The organism is Oenococcus oeni, from assembly GCF_020510245.1.
Lineage (GTDB): Bacteria > Bacillota > Bacilli > Lactobacillales > Lactobacillaceae > Oenococcus > Oenococcus oeni.
In genome coordinates this window covers 930,979-955,710 of the sequence record NZ_CP084701.1, presented here as the reverse complement: position 1 = coordinate 955,710, position 24,732 = coordinate 930,979, and the positions used below count along the sequence as shown (strand labels likewise).

Annotated in this window: 24 protein-coding genes and 1 pseudogene; 6 read left to right on the top strand and 19 right to left on the bottom strand. The window is 37.7% G+C overall.

Features of this window, described 5'->3' with window-relative positions:
• Positions 1-15 precede the first annotated feature (15 nt).
• Genes J3U91_RS05045 through uvrC form a run of 14 tightly spaced genes read right to left on the bottom strand, consistent with a single transcriptional unit; the run spans position 16 to position 15,541 of the window.
• Complete coding sequence (locus J3U91_RS05045) at positions 16-1,638, bottom strand: ABC transporter ATP-binding protein (RefSeq protein WP_002818865.1); 1,623 nt, start codon at positions 1,636-1,638, stop codon at positions 16-18.
• The gene (locus J3U91_RS05040; RefSeq protein WP_002818866.1) at positions 1,631-3,115 is read right to left on the bottom strand and encodes an ATP-binding cassette domain-containing protein; all 1,485 of its coding nucleotides are present in this window, start codon (positions 3,113-3,115) and stop codon (positions 1,631-1,633) included. Before J3U91_RS05040 ends, J3U91_RS05045 begins: the two co-directional genes overlap by 8 nt.
• A complete protein-coding gene (locus J3U91_RS05035) occupies positions 3,070-3,339 on the bottom strand; it encodes a hypothetical protein (RefSeq protein WP_002818867.1) in 270 nt (89 codons plus the stop codon). The genes J3U91_RS05040 and J3U91_RS05035 overlap by 46 nt, the downstream gene beginning before the upstream one ends.
• 46 nt (positions 3,340-3,385) lie before the next feature.
• Positions 3,386-4,813, bottom strand: a complete 1,428-nt coding sequence (gene pepV / locus J3U91_RS05030; protein ID WP_002818868.1) for a dipeptidase PepV — start codon at positions 4,811-4,813, stop codon at positions 3,386-3,388.
• Positions 4,791-5,711: a proline iminopeptidase-family hydrolase gene (locus J3U91_RS05025; RefSeq protein WP_002818869.1), complete on the bottom strand. Its 921-nt coding sequence runs from the start codon at positions 5,709-5,711 to the stop codon at positions 4,791-4,793. Before J3U91_RS05025 ends, pepV begins: the two co-directional genes overlap by 23 nt.
• Positions 5,708-6,367 carry a M15 family metallopeptidase gene (locus J3U91_RS05020; protein WP_002818870.1) on the bottom strand — a complete coding sequence of 220 codons (660 nt, stop codon included), beginning with the start codon at positions 6,365-6,367 and terminating at the stop codon, positions 5,708-5,710. Before J3U91_RS05020 ends, J3U91_RS05025 begins: the two co-directional genes overlap by 4 nt.
• Positions 6,355-7,149 carry a serine hydrolase gene (locus tag J3U91_RS05015; protein ID WP_002818871.1) on the bottom strand — a complete coding sequence of 265 codons (795 nt, stop codon included), beginning with the start codon at positions 7,147-7,149 and terminating at the stop codon, positions 6,355-6,357. Before J3U91_RS05015 ends, J3U91_RS05020 begins: the two co-directional genes overlap by 13 nt.
• The gene (locus tag J3U91_RS05010; protein WP_002818872.1) at positions 7,146-7,907 is read right to left on the bottom strand and encodes a serine hydrolase; all 762 of its coding nucleotides are present in this window, start codon (positions 7,905-7,907) and stop codon (positions 7,146-7,148) included. The genes J3U91_RS05015 and J3U91_RS05010 overlap by 4 nt, the downstream gene beginning before the upstream one ends.
• Positions 7,898-8,986, bottom strand: a complete 1,089-nt coding sequence (locus J3U91_RS05005; RefSeq protein WP_002818873.1) for a dipeptide epimerase — start codon at positions 8,984-8,986, stop codon at positions 7,898-7,900. The genes J3U91_RS05010 and J3U91_RS05005 overlap by 10 nt, the downstream gene beginning before the upstream one ends.
• A gap of 43 nt (positions 8,987-9,029) precedes the next feature.
• Entirely contained in the window at positions 9,030-9,557 is a 528-nt protein-coding gene (locus tag J3U91_RS05000) for an adenine phosphoribosyltransferase (RefSeq protein WP_002818875.1), read from the bottom strand.
• The gene (gene recJ / locus J3U91_RS04995; RefSeq protein ID WP_002818877.1) at positions 9,547-11,415 is read right to left on the bottom strand and encodes a single-stranded-DNA-specific exonuclease RecJ; all 1,869 of its coding nucleotides are present in this window, start codon (positions 11,413-11,415) and stop codon (positions 9,547-9,549) included. The genes J3U91_RS05000 and recJ overlap by 11 nt, the downstream gene beginning before the upstream one ends.
• Positions 11,405-12,382, bottom strand: a complete 978-nt coding sequence (gene rnz / locus J3U91_RS04990; RefSeq protein WP_002818878.1) for a ribonuclease Z — start codon at positions 12,380-12,382, stop codon at positions 11,405-11,407. Before rnz ends, recJ begins: the two co-directional genes overlap by 11 nt.
• Positions 12,383-12,388: 6 nt before the next feature.
• Entirely contained in the window at positions 12,389-13,699 is a 1,311-nt protein-coding gene (gene obgE / locus J3U91_RS04985) for a GTPase ObgE (RefSeq protein WP_002818879.1), read from the bottom strand.
• 18 nt (positions 13,700-13,717) lie between these two features.
• Positions 13,718-15,541, bottom strand: a complete 1,824-nt coding sequence (uvrC, locus tag J3U91_RS04980; protein ID WP_002817195.1) for an excinuclease ABC subunit UvrC — start codon at positions 15,539-15,541, stop codon at positions 13,718-13,720.
• A gap of 48 nt (positions 15,542-15,589) precedes the next feature.
• Between uvrC and J3U91_RS04975 the strand changes: the two genes are divergently transcribed.
• Positions 15,590-16,264: a DUF1361 domain-containing protein gene (locus J3U91_RS04975; protein WP_002820114.1), complete on the top strand. Its 675-nt coding sequence runs from the start codon at positions 15,590-15,592 to the stop codon at positions 16,262-16,264.
• Positions 16,265-16,287: 23 nt separating this feature from the next.
• Positions 16,288-16,458, top strand: a complete 171-nt coding sequence (locus J3U91_RS04970) for a hypothetical protein (RefSeq protein ID WP_002818882.1) — start codon at positions 16,288-16,290, stop codon at positions 16,456-16,458.
• On the opposite strand, the gene J3U91_RS04965 is transcribed toward J3U91_RS04970, so the two are convergent.
• Complete coding sequence (locus J3U91_RS04965; protein WP_002817192.1) at positions 16,450-16,854, bottom strand: MarR family winged helix-turn-helix transcriptional regulator; 405 nt, start codon at positions 16,852-16,854, stop codon at positions 16,450-16,452. The genes J3U91_RS04970 and J3U91_RS04965 overlap by 9 nt on opposite strands.
• A 110-nt stretch (positions 16,855-16,964) precedes the next feature.
• Between J3U91_RS04965 and J3U91_RS04960 the strand changes: the two genes are divergently transcribed.
• The gene (locus tag J3U91_RS04960) at positions 16,965-18,608 is read left to right on the top strand and encodes an Rqc2 family fibronectin-binding protein (RefSeq protein WP_002818884.1); all 1,644 of its coding nucleotides are present in this window, start codon (positions 16,965-16,967) and stop codon (positions 18,606-18,608) included.
• Here the strand turns inward: J3U91_RS04960 and J3U91_RS04955 are convergent.
• Genes J3U91_RS04955 through J3U91_RS04940 form a run of 4 tightly spaced genes read right to left on the bottom strand, consistent with a single transcriptional unit; the run spans position 18,597 to position 21,646 of the window.
• A complete protein-coding gene (locus J3U91_RS04955; protein WP_002818885.1) occupies positions 18,597-19,202 on the bottom strand; it encodes a class I SAM-dependent methyltransferase in 606 nt (201 codons plus the stop codon). The genes J3U91_RS04960 and J3U91_RS04955 overlap by 12 nt on opposite strands.
• Complete coding sequence (locus J3U91_RS04950; RefSeq protein WP_002818886.1) at positions 19,195-20,109, bottom strand: RluA family pseudouridine synthase; 915 nt, start codon at positions 20,107-20,109, stop codon at positions 19,195-19,197. The genes J3U91_RS04955 and J3U91_RS04950 overlap by 8 nt, the downstream gene beginning before the upstream one ends.
• Positions 20,099-20,500, bottom strand: coding sequence for an EbsA family protein (locus J3U91_RS04945; protein WP_002817188.1), 402 nt, complete (start codon positions 20,498-20,500; stop codon positions 20,099-20,101). Before J3U91_RS04945 ends, J3U91_RS04950 begins: the two co-directional genes overlap by 11 nt.
• A 15-nt stretch (positions 20,501-20,515) precedes the next feature.
• Complete coding sequence (locus tag J3U91_RS04940) at positions 20,516-21,646, bottom strand: THUMP domain-containing class I SAM-dependent RNA methyltransferase (RefSeq protein WP_002818888.1); 1,131 nt, start codon at positions 21,644-21,646, stop codon at positions 20,516-20,518.
• A gap of 210 nt (positions 21,647-21,856) precedes the next feature.
• On the opposite strand from J3U91_RS04940, the pseudogene J3U91_RS04935 reads away from it, so the two are divergent.
• From J3U91_RS04935 to J3U91_RS04925, 3 genes and pseudogenes are all read left to right on the top strand, one after another.
• Positions 21,857-23,723: pseudogene (locus J3U91_RS04935) on the top strand (NAD(P)/FAD-dependent oxidoreductase).
• A 16-nt stretch (positions 23,724-23,739) separates the two neighbouring features.
• Positions 23,740-24,174, top strand: coding sequence for a NusG domain II-containing protein (locus J3U91_RS04930; protein ID WP_002818892.1), 435 nt, complete (start codon positions 23,740-23,742; stop codon positions 24,172-24,174).
• The gene (locus J3U91_RS04925) at positions 24,171-24,725 is read left to right on the top strand and encodes a Gx transporter family protein (RefSeq protein WP_002818895.1); all 555 of its coding nucleotides are present in this window, start codon (positions 24,171-24,173) and stop codon (positions 24,723-24,725) included. The genes J3U91_RS04930 and J3U91_RS04925 overlap by 4 nt, the downstream gene beginning before the upstream one ends.
• Positions 24,726-24,732: the final 7 nt, after the last annotated feature.

Genomic DNA, 24,732 nt, shown 5'->3' with positions numbered 1-24,732 from the left:
AAAATAGTAACTTTTTTATTGCTTAATTTCGGCTAACTCTCCACCAGCTAAACGATAAACCCGTTCAGTGAAGGAAAGTGAACTTGGCCTGTGAATCACAATAAATATTAGTCCCCGATAATAATTCTGCAGACTATTAATTATAATTGCTTCATTAAGGGTGCCCAAGTTGCTTGTCGGTTCGTCTAAAATCAATATTGAACTCGGGTACAGCAATGCTCTGGCAATTTCCAGTCTTTGCAATTCGCCGGAAGAAAAACGCTGCTCTAAACGACTGATTTTTGTATCAAGCTCTTTGGGCATTTTTTTGACGGTTTTATCCAATTCAACTTTCTTTAAAGACTCCCAAATTTTTGAATCAGAAAAACTATTATTTTTTAAAGTTATGTTTTCTCGGATCGTACCGGAAAGAATTAAAGGATTTTGGGCAACATAATTAATTTGTTTGCGAAGGCCGGATTTTTTTATTTTCCGCAAATCATGACTATATACTTCTATTAAGCCTTTCTTTGGTTGATACCATTTCATCAAAAGCTTCATCAAAGTGCTCTTCCTCTCTCCACTTTCGCCAATAATTCCGATGACTTCCGATTTTTTTCCAATCAAAGAAGCATCTTTCAAAACGGTTTTATTAGGACGCAAAGGATATGAAAAATTCACATCTACAAAACGACTTTGTTTGATCAAAGAAATTTCTTGATTTTCAGATAAATTGGATACTGCTTTTTCATCGAGAATTTTAAAAATATTCTTAGCAGATAGTAAAGCATTGCCTAGAGAACTTGGAAGATTGGCTAAGGCGAGAACTCTGCCAAAAGAAAATGGAAAAGTAAAAGCAATTACCCAACATAAAGTATTCCCAACAGAGAAATTAAAAGCCAAATATCCCATTGCAATCGAGAAAAATAATAAACTTAATTGAGTTGCCGTGGCAGCGGCTGAATCGCTAAAAGTCCCTTTTTTGATTGTATTACCTATTAAATCCCGCTGTTTATCTAAAAGAGAGATTCGTTGTTCGATTTTTTGAAATTGTTGCAAAAGGCTTTTTCCGTTAACAGTCTCACTCAATAACTGATCATTTTCAGTTTCATATTTTGATAAAGATGAACTCGTATTTTCAATCTTCTTCTTTCTGAAAAGAGGAAGGACAAACCCAATCCAAAAATAAGACAGTAATGCCAAGGTCCCCATCAATGGCGAAAACAAAAAAATCAGGAAACTTTGTAAAAATGAAAGAAGAACAGCAATCACAACTGGTGCGATTGTATGTGCGTAAAAAACCTCGATTTGTTCAATATCCTTAACCAGTAACTTTAATATCTTACCGGATTCTTTGTCATCCAATTTGGCTGGAGCCAACGACAATAAATGATCATATAATTGCGTTCTTAAATCTGCCAGCAAATGAAAAGCAATAAAATGTCCCAAATATTGTTCACCAAATCGCGAAAAACCCAAAGCCAAAGCCACAAAAAGTAAAATTAGCGCATAAGTCCAACTGAATTGATGTTGAATAATTAAGTAAAAAGCCGCTGCAATAATAAAAATCTGAAGTAAGGTGGAAATCGCACCACAAAAAATACTTGCTAGAAGTAAATTATTTAATCGATGTGTTTGAATAAGTAGTCGTTTAAGCATCTTGCTTATTTCCTTTCAACAAAAGAAATTGTTGATTGATAAGGTTCTTGAAGGAAGGCGAATTTTTTAATAATGATTCATAAGGACCGATTACGGCCTTTTTTTCAGTGATGAAAGCAATTTGATCGCTTTGTTTCAAGTCTTCTATTTTGTGCGTAATTATTAAAACGATTTTCTCTTTAGCCAAACGTTTCATAGCCCGGAGAATAATCCCTGCGTTCTCATGATCAATATTTGAAGTGACTTCGTCAAAAATATAAAAATTTTTGTCGGCTGCAACAGCTCGCCCAAAGGCGATTTGCTGGCGTTGGCCAGGCGATAGCCATTTTCCATTTTCACCAACCTGACTATCATATTGGCCAGGCAAGCTAGAAACAAAAGAACACAAACCAAATTTATCAAAAATTTTTATTAGCTCTTTTCGATCATATTTGCTGGCAAACAATAAATTATCAATAATCGAACCGCTAAACAAATAAGGTTCGCTGCCTAAATAAATCGCTCTTTTAAGCCAATCATGTCGAAAATTCGCGTCAAATCTTAATTTTTTATCGGAAAAAGAAATTTCTCCTGCCAGAGATTTTTGCTGAGCCATTAAAGTTTTTGCCAAAGTACTTTTACCTGAACCGCTTTGACCAGATAAAGCATAAAGATGGCCGATTTTTAAAGACCATGATAATTGTGTTATTAATGGTTTATCATAACCAATTGAGAGATTATCGATCGTTATTTCCAAAATTTTTGGAATATCATTCGCAATCGTTCTTTGTTTTTTCTGAGACGAAAAAGAATTCTTATCATCTATTTGAGCAAAAATATGTTTTAAAGTCGGACTTAATTGTTTCATTACATGAATGAAATAGCCAGACTTTCGAAATTCAATGAACCAATCAGCATCTAATACGAATAAAATTATTGCTTGCACAACCGATAAATTGCCCTGCGCCGTTCCAAAAGACAAAAATAAAGCAAAAGCACCAATGCCGCCATATATAGCAAAATCCAAAATATTCAGCGTTTGTAATTGATAGGCCAGAACAGCCATTGTTCTTTTCCTGAAATTTTCCGAATCACGATGAAAATCAGCAGAGAAAGCTCTGTCCCTTCGATACATAATAATTGCGTTCATTTCAAAAAAATCATCTAGAAAACGTTCACCCATATGGACAAAACTATTTATATAACGCGCATTTTCTTTATCGCCATGTTTAGCTAAAGCCATCATGCCGAGACCTATCAATATAATTGACAAAAAAGGAATAAATATAGCAAGAGGCTGCCAGATTATAATAAAAATTATCAGCAGCAAACCGGTCAAAGACAGTTTAATAAGTGTCGGCACAATTAAAGCGTAAAAAGAATTTAAATCGGTAATCGCTTTTAAATCACGCTGAATTAAAGCAGAGATCTTTTGATTAAAATTATTTTTTCTTAAATAAACACTTTTTGAATCTCTTTGATAGCCGAATTTGACCATACTTGAACAATTTTTTCGGAAAAAAGAAATCTATAAACGATAATCGACAGAAAAATAACTGGGATAATCAGATAGAAAAAAAATCCAAGTCGATGGCTATTGTAATAATCGGCCAAAGCCCAAAGGAATAATAAAACTTCCAGACTTTCAAGCCAAGTGAAAAAAGCCTCAATTAATCCGTATTTAAGTTTTTTACGTCCATAAGTAAAAAGTCGTCCGTACATTGGTCCAATCCGTTTCTAATATTTCGTCATCGAAAATAAACTATCCTCAATCCAAATTAGCCAGGGCTTCAATTGATTTAATTAAAATCCTCATTGCCGGCTGATAATTTTGTAAATTAAAATATTCATCGATTTGATGAGCAGTCGACTGCTGGCCAATAAAACGGGTTCCGTAACAAACACCCCGCGGCATTAATCGACCAAAAGAAGCACCGGCGGATACATTCAAATGAGTTTCTTTTCCGGTTACTTGTTTGTAGATCGATAGCAGATTAGTAACTACCGGATCGTCTGCAGGAACTAAATGTGGTTTTAGACCATCATCTCGGAGATAAGCCTTGATCCAAGGAAAATTATTTTCAATAATTTCTACCGCCTTTAGACCGCTAAAACCGATCGGATAGCGCAAATTCAAATTAATTTTTGCAGTTTTATTAATCTCCAAGTCCACGATTCCGGCATTAAGAGTCGTTTTTCCCATTTCCGGAGTAGTGATACCAATACCCAGTTTTTCTGCAAAATAATCCTGATGAATAGTTTTGGCAAGAAAATTCAGCCAACGGTTTGTTCGCTCATCAAAATCGAAATTCAACAAGAAAAGAGCTAGATAAGTCGCAGCGTTTCTTCCTTCGTCGGGTGTTGATCCGTGAACTGAAAAACCATTCAAAATGATTTTAAAACCATCACTATCTTCTTCTATTTGACCAGTCAACTGTTCTTTCTTTAAAAAGTCTTGAAAAATTTCTTGTGCCCGATTAAAAGCAACATTTTTCACCGCTGCTCGAGCGACACCGGGAACAACGTTAGAGGCCTTTCCGGCCCGTAAAAAAAGCAATTGTCCATTTGAAGGATTTAAAATTTTACTATCGGATATTAAATCCAGATGAGCAATTCCCTTTTCGGCATTCTCAACAATAAAATCGCCGTCAGGAGAAAATCCCAAATCTGGTCGACCCTCGGCAGTAAAATAAGCTTCCATATCCTGCCAATCATTTTCTTCATCAGTACCAATTATGAGCCTAACTTTATTTTTAAAAGTAGAAGATCGATCCTTTAGAGCTTTCAAAGCATAATAACTGAGCATGTCGGAGCCTTTCATATCATCGGATCCGCGACCATACAAACGATCATCGACAATCGTACCGGCAAAAGGCTCATAATTCCATAATTCCTTATCAACCGGAACGACATCCACATGGATTAAAATTCCTACAGTCTGCCGGGCATCTTTTGGACCAATTTCGATGTAACCTGCCCGATTATCTATGACACCGAACCTTGTAAAACCATCACGTATTGCAAAGGAAATCATTTTCTTTAAAGCAGCTTTTGGTCCCGGACCATAGGGATGGACTGTATCGGCCAAATGATCATCGCGAACCGAATTAATCGACAATAATTCTTGAAAATCAGTTAGCCATTGATTGTAGTTTTTTTCAATGAATTCATCTTCAGACATTTCCTGCCTTAACATCTTTAATAAAACTTCCCAAATGTTCAAAAAATTCTTTAGGGTGGTCTTGAGCATGAGAATGTCCACCGTTCTCAGTTAGAGCAAAACGACCTCGCGGCAATTTTCGAGCTGATCTTTTTGCAGATTCGACCGACATCGTATCAAACTCTCCCACTGTTTCTAAAACAGGAATATCAATTTCTGGTAAGCGGCTGGATACGTTCCAATTTTTCATTTCTCCAGTGACCACAAATTCGTTATTTCCCTGAAAATGATGATAAACATCTTCTGCCATCATTTTCATTCCATCATCGGGATTGTAATTTGGGTCTCTATTTAGATGTTCTTTGTATAATTCGATCAAATTCTGATGGTAATGCTTTTGAGAAAAATCCCCGGAAGTTTCTATTCTTTTCATATATTTGAATTCTTGCTCGCCAAACATATCCAGTAATTCTTTATTAATTTGTTTTACATAATCGTCAATATTATCGTTCATCGAGAAAACGATTCCAGCTTTCAGATGTTGCCGATATTCCGAACGAAGCATATACTCGTATGCCAGAATCCCACCCCATGAATGGCCAGCCAAATAAAAGTTGTCCAAGTCAAAGAGTTGACGAACTTCCTCAACTTCATTTATGTAGTAGTTATAATTTAAATAATTGTCGACATTTTCCTTTTTGGAAAAATCAGGCGATTCGCTGTGAAAAGACCCAAGTTGTTCATAGACAAAAACCTCTGCATCGATTCGAGCGAATTTCTTCAACTGATCGGCCCAAACGATAAACTCATCTGCGTCATCGCCAGGACCACCATGGAGAGCCAAAATTTTAATTGGTGAATTCGGATCACCAAAACTGGCTCCCCAAAGATCATAACCATTTTTCAAATGTAAAATTTTCGTTTTATGTTTCATGCGTTATATTGCGTTCGAATAAAAATCTTATTGCGCTTTTCCTTTTTTAATAACTTAATATACTCTTCCAAAGAGATTCTTTCGCTATGAATAAATTTTGCATTCTCAACGCCAACATAGCGAAAATGCCATGACTCGTATTTAACCCCGGTTTCTGCTTCTTTATCTTTTGGAAAACGCAAAATAAAACCATACTTGGGTGCGTTGTTGATTAACCATTCCTGTGATTGTAATTGATCGACTTCAGGATATAGATCGCCTTTCTCTTTGAGAAAGCTGCTATCAATAATGTCGACAGCTAGACCTGTATGATGTTCAGAAGCACCTGGAGCCTGAAGATATTCAAGAACCTTTTCTCTGGCTTCTTTTTCTGTCAGACCCTTCTTTTGATATTTTTTCAAAGCACGGTTAAAAAGCTTTTTTTGATAGTCAATCGAACGATAACCGGAAACAAGCGTCAGTTTAAACATTCTCTTCTCAGCATCCGATAAAAATCTCAACAAATTATCGAGAATGATAATGTCGAAAGATTCTCGCCCGATTTTGAATTTTTTAAAATCAATCTCCGCACGTAATTTATGTTTTCGATTAACAAGCCTTAATAATGGATTATCCAAATAAGCACTGTTAGGTAGATTATGTTTTATTCTTGCCATAATTGTTTTTCGACCTCTAAAAATTGATTATCTATGAGCGCATCAGCCGTTTCTTCACGATTAAAAAAAGTGTTATCAACCGCCAACAATTCTGATAGGTATAGCTTATCTTTTATTTTGAAAACGGAGATAAAATTACTGCTTTTTTGATATTTTTCCGCAAAAAAAGCTGATATTTGAAGATTATTTATTCGCTGTTTAAAACTTGGATTTCTATAAAACTGTACTTGTCGGTCTGATTGAAAAATAAATTGCTTTTTTTGTGTCATTGCGAGTATTTTTGGAAAATCATTCACTAATTTATTAATGACTTTCAAAATCGAAATGGCGCTTAGCAAGTTTTCTCGACCCTCCCCACTCATTAATCCGACCGGTTCGTAAATAAGGCCATCGATCTTTTCTTGTTTCAAGAAACGGGCCGTTTCGCTTCGCCACTTTTCCAAATTGCCAAAAATTTTTTCAATCAACAAGTAAGCAGCAGATTTTTCAGACATTATCAGAAGGATTTCAATTGCTTGTTTAACTGTGAAAAATTCGCCAATTTGGAAATGCATTGCCGCCGATCGGTCTTTTTTTGAAAAAAGACTAATTTTTTCCGAAACAATTAGTGGGGTATCCAATGAAATCTTTTTAGATCTAATTGCCGATAAAACTTCATAGATAAGCACCAGGCGACTTAAGTCCGAAATCGGAAATGTTTTTCGAACGTTCTTTTTGGATATAATTTTTCCGTTTAGTTCAGCAAAAAGCGATGACTGGGCGACTGCCGATAATTTAATCATAAAATAGACTCCTTTAACAGATCCCCAATTTCACTGAACAAATTAATAATTTCCAAACGACTTTCGATTGCAGGATCGTATTTCGTCATCAAAACGGCCAAAATCTGCCGATTTTGATAACGAAAAATGATAGCATCATGATCTATACCACTACCTTCACCTGTTTTATTATAAAAATATATTTTTTGATTATTCGATTCAACGAAATTCAATTCGAATTTATTCGTTGATTGTTGCTTAAGAAGAGCTCTTTTTGTCAAAGGAAATTCAATCAGCCTTCTCAAAGCATGGGCAGCATCGTTAGCGTCAGTCAGATTATCTTTTTTTTGGCTGAAATCCATAAATTTTCTGGAAAGACTCGTTGCAGAATAGTGCCCCTTTATCCAAACAGACAAACTATTTAATCCAACTATATCGATCAATGTATTTGCTGCAGTATTATCGGAAAGACTTAGCATCATCGAAATCAAATCGGAAAGTGAAAGAACTTTTTGATCCAAAATTTGGATCACACCCGATCCGCCGACACCCTGACTAATTTTTTGCGTTTGTTTTTGTAAATCGGCAAGCGAAAAATTAGAACAATAATAGTCAGCAATCATAAGTTTGATTAAACTGGCACTTGGCATAACTCGATTACCGTGAAAGCTAAAACAGTTTTCACTGTTTGATAGATAAAAAGACAATTGCAGCTGTTTGTCCAGGCTTTTTAAAATGTCCTCGATTTCCTGGCTCACTTCGTTAAAACTTATTGCCATGAAAGACCTCTTAAAGCATCTGTTTCAACGAATTGCGAATTAAAAGAGAATCCTGTCTGTTCGTCATTAAGCCAACCTTTGAAAATTTCATCTGTAAACATTAAAGGAGAATCCAAATCAATAAATTTAACAATTGGATATGCCTTTGCTAAAGCAGCTGCAAAAGCAATGCCAATGTTCGATTCAATCATGCAGCCGATCATGGTATTTTTATCAAGCGATTCCGAATAATCGAGCAGGGCCTTAGCTTGAGAAATGCCACCACTTTTTTCAAGTTTTACATTATAACCATTAAAATCGACCCCCGTATTCAATTTGCGTGCATCATTAAATTCATGAACCGACTCATCCAAAATAATCGAAAAATGAAATTTTCCGATTAAATATGAATATTCATCTTCAAAACCGATAGGTAACGGTTGTTCGATTGTTTCGATCGGCAATCTATTTTCAAAGGCCAGTTGATCAAATCGTAAACTTCCGCGAAGATTCCAAGCTTGATTTGCATCGATCCGAAAAGAAATGTTCTCCAAATGATCGTTCAAATAGACTAATTTTTGAACTTCTTTTTCAATTAGATCATCTCCAAGTTTTATTTTTAATGTCGAAAAGCCTTTTTTACTGAGTTTTTTTGCTTCATTCAGCATATTCAATTCGTTATTAATGCTCAAGGTATAGTCTGTCTCAACTTTCTTCCCCTTGCCTAGATTAAAAAAACTCTCCAAATTCGTTCCTTCATCTTTAATAAACAAATCCAAAGTTCCTTCGCTAACAGCATTTCTAGCAGCTGAATTTTGCGTAATCAGTTTGGAAACAAAATCATCGAATTTTCCAATATTTTCGAAGTTTTTACCAATAATTGCCGGAAAAATAATCTCTTTTAAGCTTCCAAAAATACTAGCATCACTATCGCCCGTGACTCTTAAGGAAGGAATCGCTTCGCCATAACCATAATTACCCATTTCTGATTTTAAGCGAACGATCCACCCATTTGCAAAATTTTGTGCATGCAAGGCGGTTTTAAAAGTCGTTTTCAGAGAAACTGAATAGTGAGCTAATTTGCAGTCAACAATCTTCATATAATCTAGCCTACTAAAAAACCAGCCGAATGACTGGTTTTAATTAATATTCCAGCAAAGACTTAAAAGGAACATTTTCAACTTCCATTATCTTTTTTCGGCCCTGAAGATCCGCCAACTCGATAAAGAAGCCTGTTCCGACAACTTGGCCACCCAATTGGCGAACCAAATCCATTGTCGCTGTGATCGTTCCTCCAGTTGCCAGCAAATCATCGACAATAAAGACCCGCTGACCCGGTTTGATAGAATCAACATGCATCTGCAATTCATTTTTTCCGTACTCCAAGCTGTAACTGGAACTAACAGACTTTCGAGGAAGTTTTCCGTATTTGCGTGCCGGAACAAAACCGATTCCCAATACATAGGCCATCGGTGATCCAACGACGAAACCACGGGCTTCCGGACCTGCGATAATATCAGGTTTTAACGGACGAGCGAAATCAATCAATTCATTAATTGCCTGTCGATAGGCGGGGCCATTACCTATCAAAGGATTAATGTCTCGAAACATTACTCCTTTTTCAGGAAAATCAGGAGTAGTCGCAATATAATCATGTAAATCAATATCCATTTTCAGCTCGCTTTCGATATGTATACGATTGAGATAATTCAGCATGCTTTGCTTCAGGAACGACAAAAACAACACCATTTACAATTCTAACAAATCCTAATTCCAAAAAAACTTTTTGGAAGAAATCATTTGGAGAGTATAAAACATTTTTCGCACAATAATAGTGATAAATCCGAGAGAAGGAATTTCGGTCGGGAATTCGATTCTCGCTTCTGATATCTTTGCCGATAATTTGCAGAGACTGTCTGTGCTTCCACTCATTTAGAGAAAGAGTTCCAACAATCGACAACCTTTCACCTAATTGAAGTTTTCCAATTAAATCAGGACGATTGAAAAACAAAATATCACCCGAAAAACCATTTACTTTTAACTTGAAATGTTTCTTATCCGATCCCAAAATCCGCAAATTGACTAATTCGACATCATCCAAATCAAAAATCGGTTCTGGATTTCCCTCACCAAAAGGAGCAAGTTTTGACAATTGTTTAAAAGAATCGATTGATAAATCCCCTGCTTTTATAACCGCATCGATCGCAAGTCTCCCAACCGAAAAATGGTAGTCGTCGGCATTCAATATTTTGTCCAAACGATCCAAATCACTGGCCTTGAGACTTAAACCGGCCGCTTGTTTATGCCCACCAAAAGAAATATAAAGATCACGAGCTCGATCTAAAACCTTATAGAGATCAAAATCTCCGGTACTACGGGCAGATCCTTTGGCGATACCGTTTTTGACCGAGAAAACAACCGCCGGACGGCCAAAATATGCCGACAAACGGCCGGCAATGATTCCGATAATTCCTTCATGCCAATTTTCACCAGAAACAATAATAATATTATTTTCTTGAGGAGAAACCTGCCTTGAGGCAATACGATAAATTTTATCGGCTTCTTTTTGCCGCTGTTTGTTTAAGTGTTCAACCTGCTTGGTAATCTCGGATACCTTATCGGAATCATCAGTGGTAAGCAATTCAACACCGATTCCGGAATCAGCCATTCTTCCCAAAGAATTAAGACGCGGAGCTATTTTAAAGGCAATATCCTGGGCTGTAAGACTTTCGAGCTTCAAATCAGCTCTTTTAATCACTTCCTGAAGGCCCTTATTTTCGCCACTCTTTATTAAATCGATACCAGTTTGAATCAGAATTCTATTTTCATTGATTAAGGGCATTACGTCGGCAATTTCACCAATTGCAACCAAGGGAAGGAATTGGCGCGCCTTTTGAGTTCCCAACAAATATTTGGACACTTTAAAAGCGATACCGGCAGCAGACAAGTTTTTAAAAGGATAATCATCCGATAAATCAGGATGGATAATCGCTTTGGCGTTTGGCAATTTTTTCGGCAACTGATGATGATCGGCAATCAGGACATCGACTTGGTTTCGATTTGCCAAATCGACCGCGTCAAAACCGGAAATGCCATTATCGACCGCAAAAATCAATTTTGTTCCCGTATCGATTAGCTGCTGATAAACAAACTTATTCGGTCCATAACCATCGCGAAAACGATTCGGAATAAAATAATCCACCCGAGCCCCAAGTATTTGCAAAGTCTTTAATAAAATCGAAGTACTTGTAATCCCGTCAGCATCATAATCGCCGTATATCGTGATTTTCTCCTGATTATCAATTGCGCTAATCAAGCGTTTTTTTAAAAGTTCTATCTGGTCCAAACGACTCGGATCAACTAATTTATTCAAATCTGAACTAAAAAAATCCTCAATCAGCGGAACCGAAGAAAACCGCCCGGCAAGGACCGTACTCGTCAGTCTGTCAAGCGAAAAATGCTGTTCGATTTTCTGGATAAATTGCTTATCAGTCTGTCTTTTAAACCAAAAATATTGATTATCCAACATCGATTTTGTCTTTCCTTTCGCTTTTCTTTGCTGGGATATCAAAAATTTCCAAATCATGTGCAATATAGGTACGACGAAAAACATTTTTGGCTTGTTTAACTAACTGATCAGCCATTTTTCCAAGATAACGAGCAGAAATATGGGTTAGGATTAGTTGATGAGCATGGGCCGCTCTAGCATGTTCAGCCGCTTGCAAGGAAGTCGAATGTCCATGCCTCTTAGCCATAATAGAATTTTCCGCCCCATAAGTAGCTTCATGAACAAGGACGTCGGCCTGTTCAGCGGCTTTAATGATTTCCGGTGTATCTTTGGTGTCCAGAACAATCGCAATAATTCGTCCCGGACGATCCGGGCCGAGAAAGTCTTTCCCATTAATTGTTAAACCATTTTCGAGCTTAACAATTTCACCAGCCTTTATTTTTCCAAATAATGGGCCGGACTTCAGACCCAATTTAAGCAGTTTTTCAACCTGTAGTTGCCCGACAGTATCTTTTTCGACTACTCGATAGGCATAATCTTCAATTCCGTGATTCATAGGAAATGCCGAAACAGCGAATTGTTGATCTTCAAAAATGATCCCTGGTCGAACTTGAATAAAATTAATTCGATACTGCAAGTGAACTTGAGCTGCACGCAAAACAGAAAAAACATATTGCTGCAAACCAGCAGGTCCATAAATTGTTACATCAGTCGGTTTACCACCATCAATTAACTCGGAACCTTGAAAATTTCGAGAAGTCAGAAAACCAGGTAAACCAAAAATATGGTCCCCGTGCATATGTGTAATAAAGATCTTCGTAACTTTTCTGGACCTTGTATTCGATTTTAATAATTGATGTTGAGTAGCTTCTCCGACATCAAACAGCCACACTTCGTTTCTCTCATCCAAAAGCCGCAGAGCAATTGAAGTAACATTACGCTGTTTGCTGGGTTGGCCGGCACCAGTTCCTAAAAATTCTAATTCCATAATTATTTATTCTTCAAACTCGAAAGCAAAATCAGCACCATCTATATAGACCATATCGCCGTCTTTGGCACCGGCTTCTCTTAACTTGTCATCAACGCCAAAAGAACGAAGCTGACGAGCAAAACGACGCAAAGACTCATCAGTCGTCTTATTTGTCATTTTTGCCAATTTAGAAATGCGCTCACTAACAATAATCCAGTCATCGCCTTCATGCTCAATTTGAAAATCTGTCGATTGATGATCATCTTTAAATTCATAAAGTCGGTCATCCGTGGATTGTTCTTCTTTTCTTTCAATCATTCGCGGAGTCTTGTCCAATAAATCGGCAACCTTTAATAACAACTGCTTCGTGCCGGTCTGTGTCACCGAGGAAATTTCCACAATTGGCATATTGATCTGGCGATTGGCAAGTTCTTGTTTGAAATCTTCAAGATTTGCCTTTGAACTCGGTAAATCCATCTTCGTAGCAACAATAATCATCGGTCGGTCAAGTAAACGAGGATCATAGCTTTTCAGTTCCTGATTAATCTGCAAATAAGCTTCAAATGGCTTAATGCCCAGACCAGACTCTTCACTCATGTCAATCATATGGAGGAGAACCCGAGTTCTCTCAACGTGACGCAAAAACTCAAAACCAAGCCCAACGCCCTTTGACGCACCCTTAATCAAACCAGGTAAATCAGCAATCGTAAAATCGCGACCGTCTGGTAATTGAACCATTCCCAAATTTGGGTCAATCGTTGTAAAATGATAAGCAGCAATTTTTGGACGGGCAGCCGTTACTACCGACAAAAAGGTAGATTTTCCAGCTGACGGAAAACCAACTAAGCCGACATCCGCCAAAACTCTCAACTCTAATTTAACCTTCAAAGTTTCTCCGGGCTCGCCGTTTTCCGATATTTCCGGAGCCGGATTCGAAGGTGTGGCAAAACGCATATTGCCGCGGCCACCGCGACCGCCATGAGCAATCAAAAACTTTTTACCATTTTCAGTCAGATCGACAATCTGCTGATTGGTATCTGCATTTGAAATAATCGTGCCAGTCGGAACTTTGACATAAAGATCGTCGGCCGAGGCACCAGTCATCCCCTTTGTACCACCCTTTTCACCATGTTTGGCACGAAAATGACGATTATAACGGAAATCCATTAATGTCCTTAAACCTTCATCGACAATAAAATAAATATCGCCGCCTTTTCCGCCATCGCCGCCAAAGGGTCCACCTAAAGGAACAAACTTTTCATGCCGAAAAGAAATTATCCCATCACCGCCATTACCGGCTTTCATTTCAATTGTCGCTTGATCTACAAATGCCATCCAATCTATTATACAGGTCTATTCTTTTTCAAATTTTCGCTTGGCGATTATTTTTTTATTCTCGGATTTTACCATTGCCGAAACAGATACTTTAACGAGCGTTGCAACTTTCTCGCCAATTCCCAAGGCCTCAATATCCTCAATCGAGGCATCGGCAATTTTTGGCAGCGATCCAAAACGGCGCATCAATTTCACTCTGGATTTAGGCCCGATTCCGGCAATTTCGTCCAATCTAGATGATAAATTAGTTTTCGTTCTCAGTTGCCGATGAAAAGTAATTACAAAACGATGAACTTCATCCTGAATTCTTTGCAGTAGATAAAATCCCTGAGAATGGGGATCTAAGAAAAGATTCTCACCTCTTGAATTAAGTAAATCGGCTGTTTGATGTTTGTCGTTTTTTACCATCGCAGCTACTGGAATATCGATATCTAATTTCCTCAAAGCTGCCTCAGCAGAATGCAACTGAATCTCTCCACCATCCATTAAAATTAAATCAGGATACATCTGGCCTTCATCTCTTAAACGAGTATAGCGCCGAGTGATTACTTCGAAAGTAGCTTTCGCTTCGTCCTGTCCTGTCGGCGTCCTCAGTTTGTATCGCCTGTAAAGATTTTTATTCGGCAGCCCATCCTCAAAAACAACCAAAGCAGAGACATAATTGCTTCCTTGTGTATTGGAATGATCAAAAGCCTCAAAACGATATCCATGAGGGATTTTTAAAGCATCGGTTATTTCCTTCATGGCACCCGTCGTCTTCTCTTCGTTTAATTCCATCAAGCGGAATTTGTCTTCCAATGTAATTCGAGCGTTTTTGGCAGCCAGTTTCAGCAAATCTCTTTTTTCACCTCGAACCGGAGTTCTGACTGGGATTTCAAGTGTCTCCGCAAGCAGCTTTGTATCGACATTCTTGGGCACCAATACTTCTTTAGGTTTCTGAGCATTCTTCTGGCTATAGAATTGTTGAATATATGATTCCAGCTCTTCTTTAACGGAATCCGCTAAAGCAAGTGTCTCCTTTTGTTGGCGCAAGAGCCGACCTTGACGCAGGAAAAATATTTCAATAGTCATCCAACCTTTATCCATATAGAAATTAAACAAATCCCTTGGAGTATGGTCGTTTTGCAAAACACGTTGACTTTCCACCGTTTGATCGATGAATTTTAAACGATCGCGGAAATCGGCTGCTAATTCATATTCCGTCGAATCAGAAGCTCTTTTCATCTTCTTTTTAATATCGGAAATCGCTTTTCCGGTTTCACCATTTAAGAAACGAGTAATTGCATCAATGTTTTTTTGATATTCCTCTTGTGGAACGGTTCGCCAGCAGGCTCCCAAACATTGACCCATCGAATAATACAAACAAGGACGTCCCTGATAACCGTTGCATCGACGCAAAGGATAAGTCATTTCCAAAAAATGCAGAGTTTCCGAAGCGGCGTATACATTCGGATACGGTCCAAAATAAGTTCCGTGATCGTGTTTTAAAGTATTTGCCAATATTAAACGCGGATCACGTTCATTCGTAATCTCGATATAGGGGTAAGAACCGGAAAATTTTAAACGAATATTAAAATAAGGCCGATAACGTTTAATCAAAGTATTTTCCAAAAGAAAAGCTTCTTTATCGGAATTAGTCACAATAAATTCGAAATCATGAATATTTGCAACCAATTCGGCTGTCTTCCCGGTATGCTCGGCTTTGAAATACGAACGAACGCGATTTTTCAGATTTTTTGCTTTACCAACATAAATGATCTTGCCGTTTTTGTCTTTCATTTGGTAAGAACCAGGTTGGGAAGGCAATAAAGCCAATTTTTGTTCAATTAACTCTGATGCCACGATAAAATTATAAACGAATCTAAGTTAAAATGAGTTTTAGTGTCCGACATGAATAACAATCGAATATATCGCCTGACAATCGGTCTGATTTTCACCTATACCATTCTGGTTGTCGTTTCGATAATTTTCCATAGATATATACCATTGGCCAACGGTTACATCTGGAATATTTTCCTTGCTCTATTGCCTCTCTTATGTGCTCTTTTAATTGACTTTTTATTCTATAAAAAAGAAAATCAGTTTCTTTCTCTTTTGATCGGAATAATTTGGTTGATTCTTTTTCCCAATTCACCCTATATGGTGACTGATTTGGCCCATTTGAATTTATATCATGTTTCTTATGGACTCGATATTTCAACCTTCCATTCGGCTTGGTTCGGTGTTCTTTTTGCAACCTTTTCGATTATCACCGGCGTTTTAATGGGTATGCTCTCTTTTTACCTGGTTTCTCAAATAATTAGAAAAAAATCTGGTACTATAACGGCCTGGATTTTCTCGATGATTGTAAGCCTTCTGTCAGGATTCGGTGTCTTCCTCGGACGTTTCCCAAGATTTAATTCATGGGATATTATCAGGCGTCCGGACTATTTATTCAAAATTGCATTGGATCAGATCAATTCCCATACCTTGGGTTTTGTTGTTCTCTTTTCAACAATGACTTTCGCTTTATACTGGCTCTTTTATCTAATCTTTGATGTTTCGGCAAAATCCGATAAAATTTAACTAACGAGGAAAAAGAGGAAAAAATGGCAAAAATTCAAAAAATGGAAAATGATCCATATAAAAAATTAGACGATCTCTTCATTATGCCCGAGGACGAACAGACAAAAAACTCGAGGAAAAAAGCTCTTGGCCAAAAAGATCCGAAAAATAAAAATAAAACTGTCACCAATAAGGAGAAAAAAAAGCTAGATTGATTTTTCCAATTTATCAAGCAGTTGGTCCAGAAGTGCTCGATCGTTTTGGTTCCAATCGGAAAAGACATTCGCGTCGATCCTGGCAAGTTCGGCTGCAATTCCTTTTAAATCGCTTTGACCTTTTTCGGTAACGGAATAAATCAATTGACGTTTATCACGACCAGTCGCTACTTTGTCTAAAAGTTCTTTTCTTACTGCAGATTTAAGTTGCCGGCTAAGAGTCGAAGTATCAAGTTTTGTTGCCAGAGATATTTTTTCTTGAGTGTCAAGACCGGACTCAATCAATAAAAGAAGGCGATGCTCGGCAATTGTCATACCAAAAGACTTCATCAATTTGACGAGTTTTTCGTTATATAGCGCGCTCGCGTTTCTTAAACTTTCCAATGCTGTCTTCATAAATAAACTCTTGTATACTGCAATAAATTATAAACAAAGTAATTGTACTATACAAGAGAGCAAAAAAATTCTTTTCAGAAAATCTTCTAAATTTGTTCTAGACTGGATTTATGGCTTTCGACGGACTTTTTCTCCATTCAATGACAAAAGAATTAAATAAGGAATTGGCCGGAGGCAGAATCACAAAAATCGCCTTCCCTTTTCCACACGAAATTATTTTGACAGTTCGCTCTTTTCGAAAAAACCGAAAACTTTTACTTTCAGCTCATCCCGTTATGGCTCGTGCACAAATTACAAAAGTTGATTTCGAAAACCCTATTACAGCACCAAACTTTGTCATGGTACTGAGACGTTATCTTCAAGGCGGCAAGATATTAGCCTTCAGACAAATTGCAAATGATCGAATTCTGGAAATTTTAGTTGCCAATGCAAATGAAATTGGCGACGCAGTTTCATATAAGATCGTACTTGAAATCATGGGCCGCCATTCAAATATATTTTTCCTTGATTCGGAAAATAAAATCATCGAGCTGATAAAACATGTTCCGGCCTTTGAGAATCGCGTTCGCATCCTGCTTCCCGGCGCTCAATACCAAAGACCGCCAAAGCAGGATTTAATTAATCCTTTCGAATCAAGCGAATTTACTTCAAATGATCCACGGATACTGGCGGACCATTATCAAGGAATGTCAATGGTGTCGGCAAGAGAAGCTGCTGACGCCGAATATTTGACAGATTGGTTCAAGAAATTCGATCAACCTCAGGCAACGCTGACAAAAATCAATGAAAAAAAATCCGAATTCACGGCTTTTCCTTATAAAAGCGTTATAGGCGAAAAAACATTCTTCCCTTTACTATCAGATCTTTTGGATGCCTATTATGCTCAATCGGCTAATCAGTTGCGAGTCCACGAACTTTCATCGCAAATTGATCAAATTGTGAAAAACGAATTACATAGGAACCGCCGAAAATTACAAAACTTAAATAATGATTTGATCAAAACAAAAGGAGCCGATAATTATCGGATCAAGGGCGAATTGTTAACAACTTTTCAAAACAAAGTAATTCGCGGCAACAACTCGATTAGCTTGAATAATTATTACGATGGGAAAGCAATCGAAATTACTTTAGACCCAAAAATATCGGCAAATGCCAATGCTCAAAAATATTTTACAAAATATCAAAAACTAAAAAAATCAGTTAAATATCTCGATGAACAAATTAGGCTGGCAAGTAAAGAGCTGGATTACTTTGAAAATATCGAAGAGCAATTAAAAAATGCCTCGCCTAAAGATCTTGATCAAATTAAAATCGAATTGCTCAAAGAAGGATATTTAAAAGATAAAAAAAGCGATAAAAAACCTGCCAAAAAAAGATCTAAAGTTGCCAAACCTGATCGTTTTATTGCTAATGATGGTACTTTAATCGAGGTCGGCAAAAATAATTTTCAAAATGATCAACTAAGTATGAAAAATCCTAAAAAGGATGATATTTGGCTTCATGTACAAAAGATTCCAGGCTCTCATGTCATTATTCATTCCAATAACCCAAGTGATAAGACCCTCATTGAAGCCGCCAAATTAGCAGCTTATTTCAGCAAAGCGAAAAATTCGGCCAATGTCGCTGTCGATTATCTTCCCGTTGGCAGATTAAGAAAACCAAACGGGTCGAAACCTGGTTTTGTCGTTTTTGAAGGTCAGCAAACAATTTACGTTACTCCGAACCGAAAATTAGTTGAAGAATTAAAGGCTTAGTTCGTAATATTGAATTTGGAAAATAATTTCTTTTTTTAAAATTTTAAAAGAGTTTTCCTGAAATAAATTTATTAATTCACTCGTTTTATAGGCTTTGACATCTCCCTCTTTGGATTGGGATACGATCAGATTATTATAAAGATTATGGAAAAACGGAATATTAATTTCGGCTATTATTAAACGGCCGTCTGCTTTTAGAAAATGTTTGATCGAATTCAAAAAATGGTCTAGATCTGAAAAATGATGAAAAGATGCAGAACAAATAATGTAATCAAACTTTTCATTTTTGAATGGAATTGATTCTGAAGAAGCACAGACAAAACGATAATCAGGATATTTTTGTTTGGCGACAGAAACCATTTTTCCCGATATATCAATCCCTTCACCAATAATATTGGCTTGTTTTCCAAGTAATCCTAGTAAACGGCCATTGGCACAACCGATATCCAACAAACGATCGTTATCTTTTAATTTTAAGTTGTGATTTATTAAACGTTTAAATGGATAGGAAAAAAAGCCCGAGATCGAGAAATCGAAGTGACCGGCAATTTTGTCATAGTAATTTCGGCTAAGTTTTTCGTAATTTTTACTCATTTAGATTCCGCAATTTTAAAAGCATTTTTTGAAAATAATCAGGTAAAGGCGCACTAAAACTTAATTCTTTTCCGGTATGCGGCTGTGTCAAAGATAAGCTGCTTGCAAAAAGATACTGTCCCCTGCCGGGCAAAGTTTTTCGGGGTCCGTATAAAGGATCGCCAGCGACCGGATGGCCAATATAAGCCATATGGACTCGAATTTGATGGGTACGACCGGTTTCCAAAACAGCTTCGATTAACGAATAATTTGAAAAACTTTCCAAAACCTTAAAGTGCGTTATTGCTTCCCGGCCGTTAGCGACGACGGCCTGCTTTTGACGATTTTTTGGATCACGATCGATTGGTGCTTTAATCGTGCCTCTTTTCTCAGAAAAATTCCCATGAACAATTGCTAAGTATTTTCGTCCCGTTTTGTGAGATTTCAAATCAAGCGACAGATGTTCATGAGCAAAATTATTTTTAGCTACCATTAACAATCCGCTGGTATCTTTATCGATTCGGTGGACAATTCCAGGACGGAACTCGCCATTGATGGTCGATAAGGGGGCATGGCTAAGCAGAGCATTAACAAGTGTATGTTCCGAATGGCCGGCACTCGGATGGACGACCATTCCCTGAGGCTTATTTACAACAATAAGGTCGTCGTCTTCATAGACAATATCGAGTGGAATTTTTTCAGGCAACAATTCGGTTTTTTTAACAGGTGGAACTTTGATAACGACATGATCTCCATCTTGAACAAGATACTTTGCAAGAACAGGCTTTCCGTTGACAATCACTCTATCCTGATCAATTAATTTTTTGATCTGATTTCGAGAAAAAGCAGAAAAATCGGTTGCTAAAATTTTGTCTAACCTTCCACTTTGATTGACGATTGTACTTTCTAAAATTTGCTTATTTTTCATTTGAACCGTCATTTATCTTTTGGAAATACTTAACTGCTTTTTTGCTTGTAAGTATTCGATAATTTCGATTATCGAAAGTAAACTCGACAAACCGTTTTTTTGGAAATATTTTAACGATTTTGATGTCTTTTATCTCAATATCCAGATCGCTGCCAAAAAAAACTCCCTGAAAAAGAATACGGTCGTCATCCAATAACAAACGTAAACGAAAGACATAAAAAACAACTGTAAACAAAAACAGGCCCCAAACAATGAAGGCACCAAGAGCCAGGCGTGAGAACTCCAGCTGAACAACCAAAGCAAAAAGCCCAAAGATCGCCAACCAAATCAAGGTAATTTGTCCTTTAAAAGTTAAGTCTTGATAATAAGTTATTAAGTGTTTACTTCTCATTTCATCTATTATAAATCAGCGAACCTTCTTACCCCAATATTGATATAAATCTGTTCGAATCGGACCATTGTATAATTTCCTTTTCTTCGTCGCTTTCTTACCATAAAATTGTTCGAATTTCTCATCGCTGGTCAAAATATATTTGCTCCAGGTCGGCATTTGATTATATATCGAACCCATTTGTTGATAAATCTGTCGTGCATCCTCGATTTCGCCAAGTCTTTGGCCATAGGGCGGATTAGCTACCAAAATTCCATTAATTTTATCAGTTTGCCAATCTTTGACTGCCAACTGTTTAAAGGCAATGTCATTATAAAGTCCGGCCTTTTTTGCATTTTCTTTGGAAATTCTGATCATATTACCATCAATGTCATAGCCGCTAATATCCAAAGGTTGATCGTATTTTGCCAGACTATCAGCTTCTTCTCTAACATCCTGACTGAGTTTTTTGTCAAACCAAGCCCATGACTCGATTTCAAAAGTTCGATTAATCCCTGGTGCAATATTTTTTCCAATCAGAGCCGCTTCAATCGGAATCGTTCCCGATCCACAGACCGGATCAACGAAGGGATTATCTGTAAACCAGTTCGTCAATAAAACCAAAGCGGCAGCAAAATTTTCCTTCAATGGAGCCCCACCGTGTTCCGTACGATAGCCGCGTTTAAAAAGTGATTCGCCGCTTGTATCGATCATAATTCGGACGTTATTTTTATCAATTCGTATGTCAATACCGACATGCTTTCCGGTTTCAGGAAGATCTTCGTGGCCAGTCTGCGATCTCAAAGCCTCGACAATCGCTTTTTTAGTAATTCGTTGAATATCAGGTACACTAAACAACTGCGAATCGCGACTATGAGCTTCCATTACCGGGAACTGATCATCCCAGTTAATGAGTTCACTCCAAGGGAGCGCTTTAACCGATTCAAAAAGATCGTCGAAACGCAAGGTATGAAATTCTCCAACAAGAATTTTGATCCGATCGGCTGTTCTCAGCCAAATATTGGTTTTCAAGATATCTCTTTGATTACCGGAAAAGCGGACAAACCCATTTTCGGTTCGTGTTTGATAACCTAAATTATTCAGTTCTTTGGCAACGAGTGCTTCGATTCCCTGTCCGGAAGTTGCGATTAAATTAAATTGCTTCATTACTCCATTCTACTTGTTCATTTTTTTTATGAGTAAATTGATACAAACTATAAAATAAGCAATTTTTTATCTTTTAAAAAGACCGGAAAATACAATATTTTTTTACAAAGAATTATTTCGTCTTCAAAAAAATAGCTAGACAAGCTTACATGAAAAGGCTTACAATTAGGAAGTTAGTTAAATTCATAACAATTTGGAGGAGTTGCCAAAATGTCAGATAGCAACATTGTCGTTGTCGGAGGTGGTTTCGGGGGAATTTATACCGTTAAGAACCTCGCAAAGAAATTCAAAAAGAATTCCGGCGTAAAAATTACTTTAATCGATAAGAATTCATATATGACTTATATGACTGAATTATATGAAGTCGCTGCCGATCGCGTGGATGCCGATGCCATTCAATACGATTTGCAAAAACTGTTTTGTCATAGAAAAAATGTCAATATCGTGACCGACGAAGTAAGGAATATTGATCGCAAAAACAAGCAAGTTATTACAAAAAACGGTAGCTACCCTTATGATTATCTGGTTTTAAGTGCCGGATCAGAACCAAACAGTTTTTCAACACCGGGAGTCGAAAAATATGGTTATACCCTTGGTTCACTGGAACAAGCTATTAAATTGAAGCATGCAATCGAAGAGCATATTCGCCTTGGCGCTGTCGAAACAGATTCAAGTAAACGCAAAAGCCTGTTGACTCTAGCAGTTGTTGGATCCGGTTTTACCGGAATTGAAATGATCGGTGAATTAATCGATTGGAAGAAAATTCTTGCAAAAAAACAAGATCGATCCATCGGAAATTAAATTAACCTTAATCGAAATGGCTCCAACTTTGATGAATATGCTCGATCGAAAAGACGCCGATAAAGGAGAAAAATATCTAATAAGGCACGGTGTGGAAATCCTTAAGAATACCAGCGTGGTTAGTATCGGGGATGATTCAATCGATTTCAAAGACGGCAGTAAATTTTCAACTTCGACTTTGATCTGGACAGCCGGGATCAAAGCGCCGGATCAAGTAAACAAATTTGGTTTACAACAGGGACGCGGCGGAAGGATTTTAGTCAACAAACAAGGCCAGTCTCTCGATGACGAAAAAATCTATGTTCTTGGCGACGTCTCGTTAACTGATGAAGACGGTTCAGGAAAAGGCCAACCACAAACAGTTCAAGGAGCCGAGGCCGGTTCGAAAGTTGCAGCGAAAAATATTGCCCTCGCAATTTCCGGGCAAAAGACAACAGCTGAATTCGAAGGAAAATATTCCGGTTTTGTTGTATCGATTGGTTCGAAATACGCCGTTGCCCATCTCGGCAAAAATACTCATTTAAGTGGTTTTTTTGCTCAAGCAGTTAAACACATGATCAATTTCATGTATTTTTTCCAGATTACAAACGCTTATTATTTCCTTAGGTATCTACGACATGAATTCTTCAATACTCGAAATGAACGAAACATGTTCCACGGTTATATAAGCAGGCAAGGAAACGTACTGTGGTCGCTTCCGGCCCGCCTCTTCCTTGGCGCAACCTGGCTTGTCGATGTTTCCCAAAAAATTAGTGGAAAAGGTTCCTGGTTTGCAAACAAGCTGCGGCTGACGAGCTTTGACTGGTTGGTAGCCAATACGACGTCCGGAGCTTCGGCAGCCGGAAGCGATGCAACTTCTTCGACTGCAACAACAGCCAAAGCGACTTTTTCTCTCTCCTATGAATATGGCAACCAGCCGATGTTGATCTTCAAACACATGCCGAAATGGTATTACAATATAACTAAATTCATGATTCCAAATACCGATGTTGCTTTTTTCATGCAAAAAGCAATGACTATTTTTGAATTATTAATCGGATTGGCGCTTGTCTTCGGCCTATTCACCTGGCTGGCATCCGCTGCCTCGGTTGCCTTCGTTGCAATATTTTCTTTGAGCTCGATGTTTTACTGGACAAATATATGGATGATCCCAATGGCGATTGCAGCCATGAACGGTGCTGGCAGAATTTTCGGCCTTGACAAATATATAATTCCATGGATTAGAGAACATTTTGTAAATTGGTGGTATGGAAAAGAAAAATCAATTTACAAATAATTGGAAATTATAAAAGATGAGACTTTCTGCTGCTGCAAAAAAATATTTGAAGATGATCAAACCTCTTGATCTGATGATTGTGGTTCTTTTGATCTTACTTTCCTTTGCACCCTTGGGAGTTTTCTCGCTTCAAGAACAAAAAGAACAATCAGCGGGGGCCCAGGAAATATTAACTGCCGTTATCACTCATAAAGGAAAAGTTGTCCACAAAATCAAATTAACAGGACATACTGGAACAACAAAGTATCGTTTTACGAATGGAAAAGCATACAACGTGGTAGTTGCAACAGGAAAAAAAGTTAAAATCGTCGAAGCTAACTGTCCGGATCAGATTTGCGTTCAGCATGCGGCAATTGGCAAAGCAGGACAATCGATCGTTTGCCTGCCACATAAATTAATCGTCGAAATAAAATCCAGTGATGGGCGTACCTTCGGAGGAATTGTTAATTGAATTATTCTTCGGAAAAGACACGACAATATGTCTATATTTCCCTGCTTTGTGCTCAAGGAGTTATCATCGGCCTCATTGAACGAATGATTCCTTTTCCCTTCGCCTTCGCGCCAGGAGCAAAATTAGGCTTGGCCAACATTATTACAATCGTATCGATTTATACCCTCCCAGTTTCGGAAAGTTTCTTATTGATGCTGATGCGTTTGGTTCTAACGACGCTGCTTGGTGGAACAATGTCGACTTTTATGTATTCTGTTGCCGGTTCTTTTCTTTCTTGGCTTGGGATGCTCTTAATCAAACAGTTTGGAGAAAAACACGTTTCTATGATTGGGATTTCAGCTGCTGGAGGAATACTGTTTAATATTGGCCAATTAAGTGTTGCAAGTTGGATTGCCGGCTCTTGGACTGTAATGCTGTATATGCCGATTCTTTCCTTCATTGGAATTTTAGCCGGAATTGCCGTTGGCATCGCAGCTAATTTTCTCTTCGAACATGTCCGTACACTGTCTCGTCTGCGTTTTGAGTATTCAAATGTCAAAGAAAGGATTTAACGAGTAA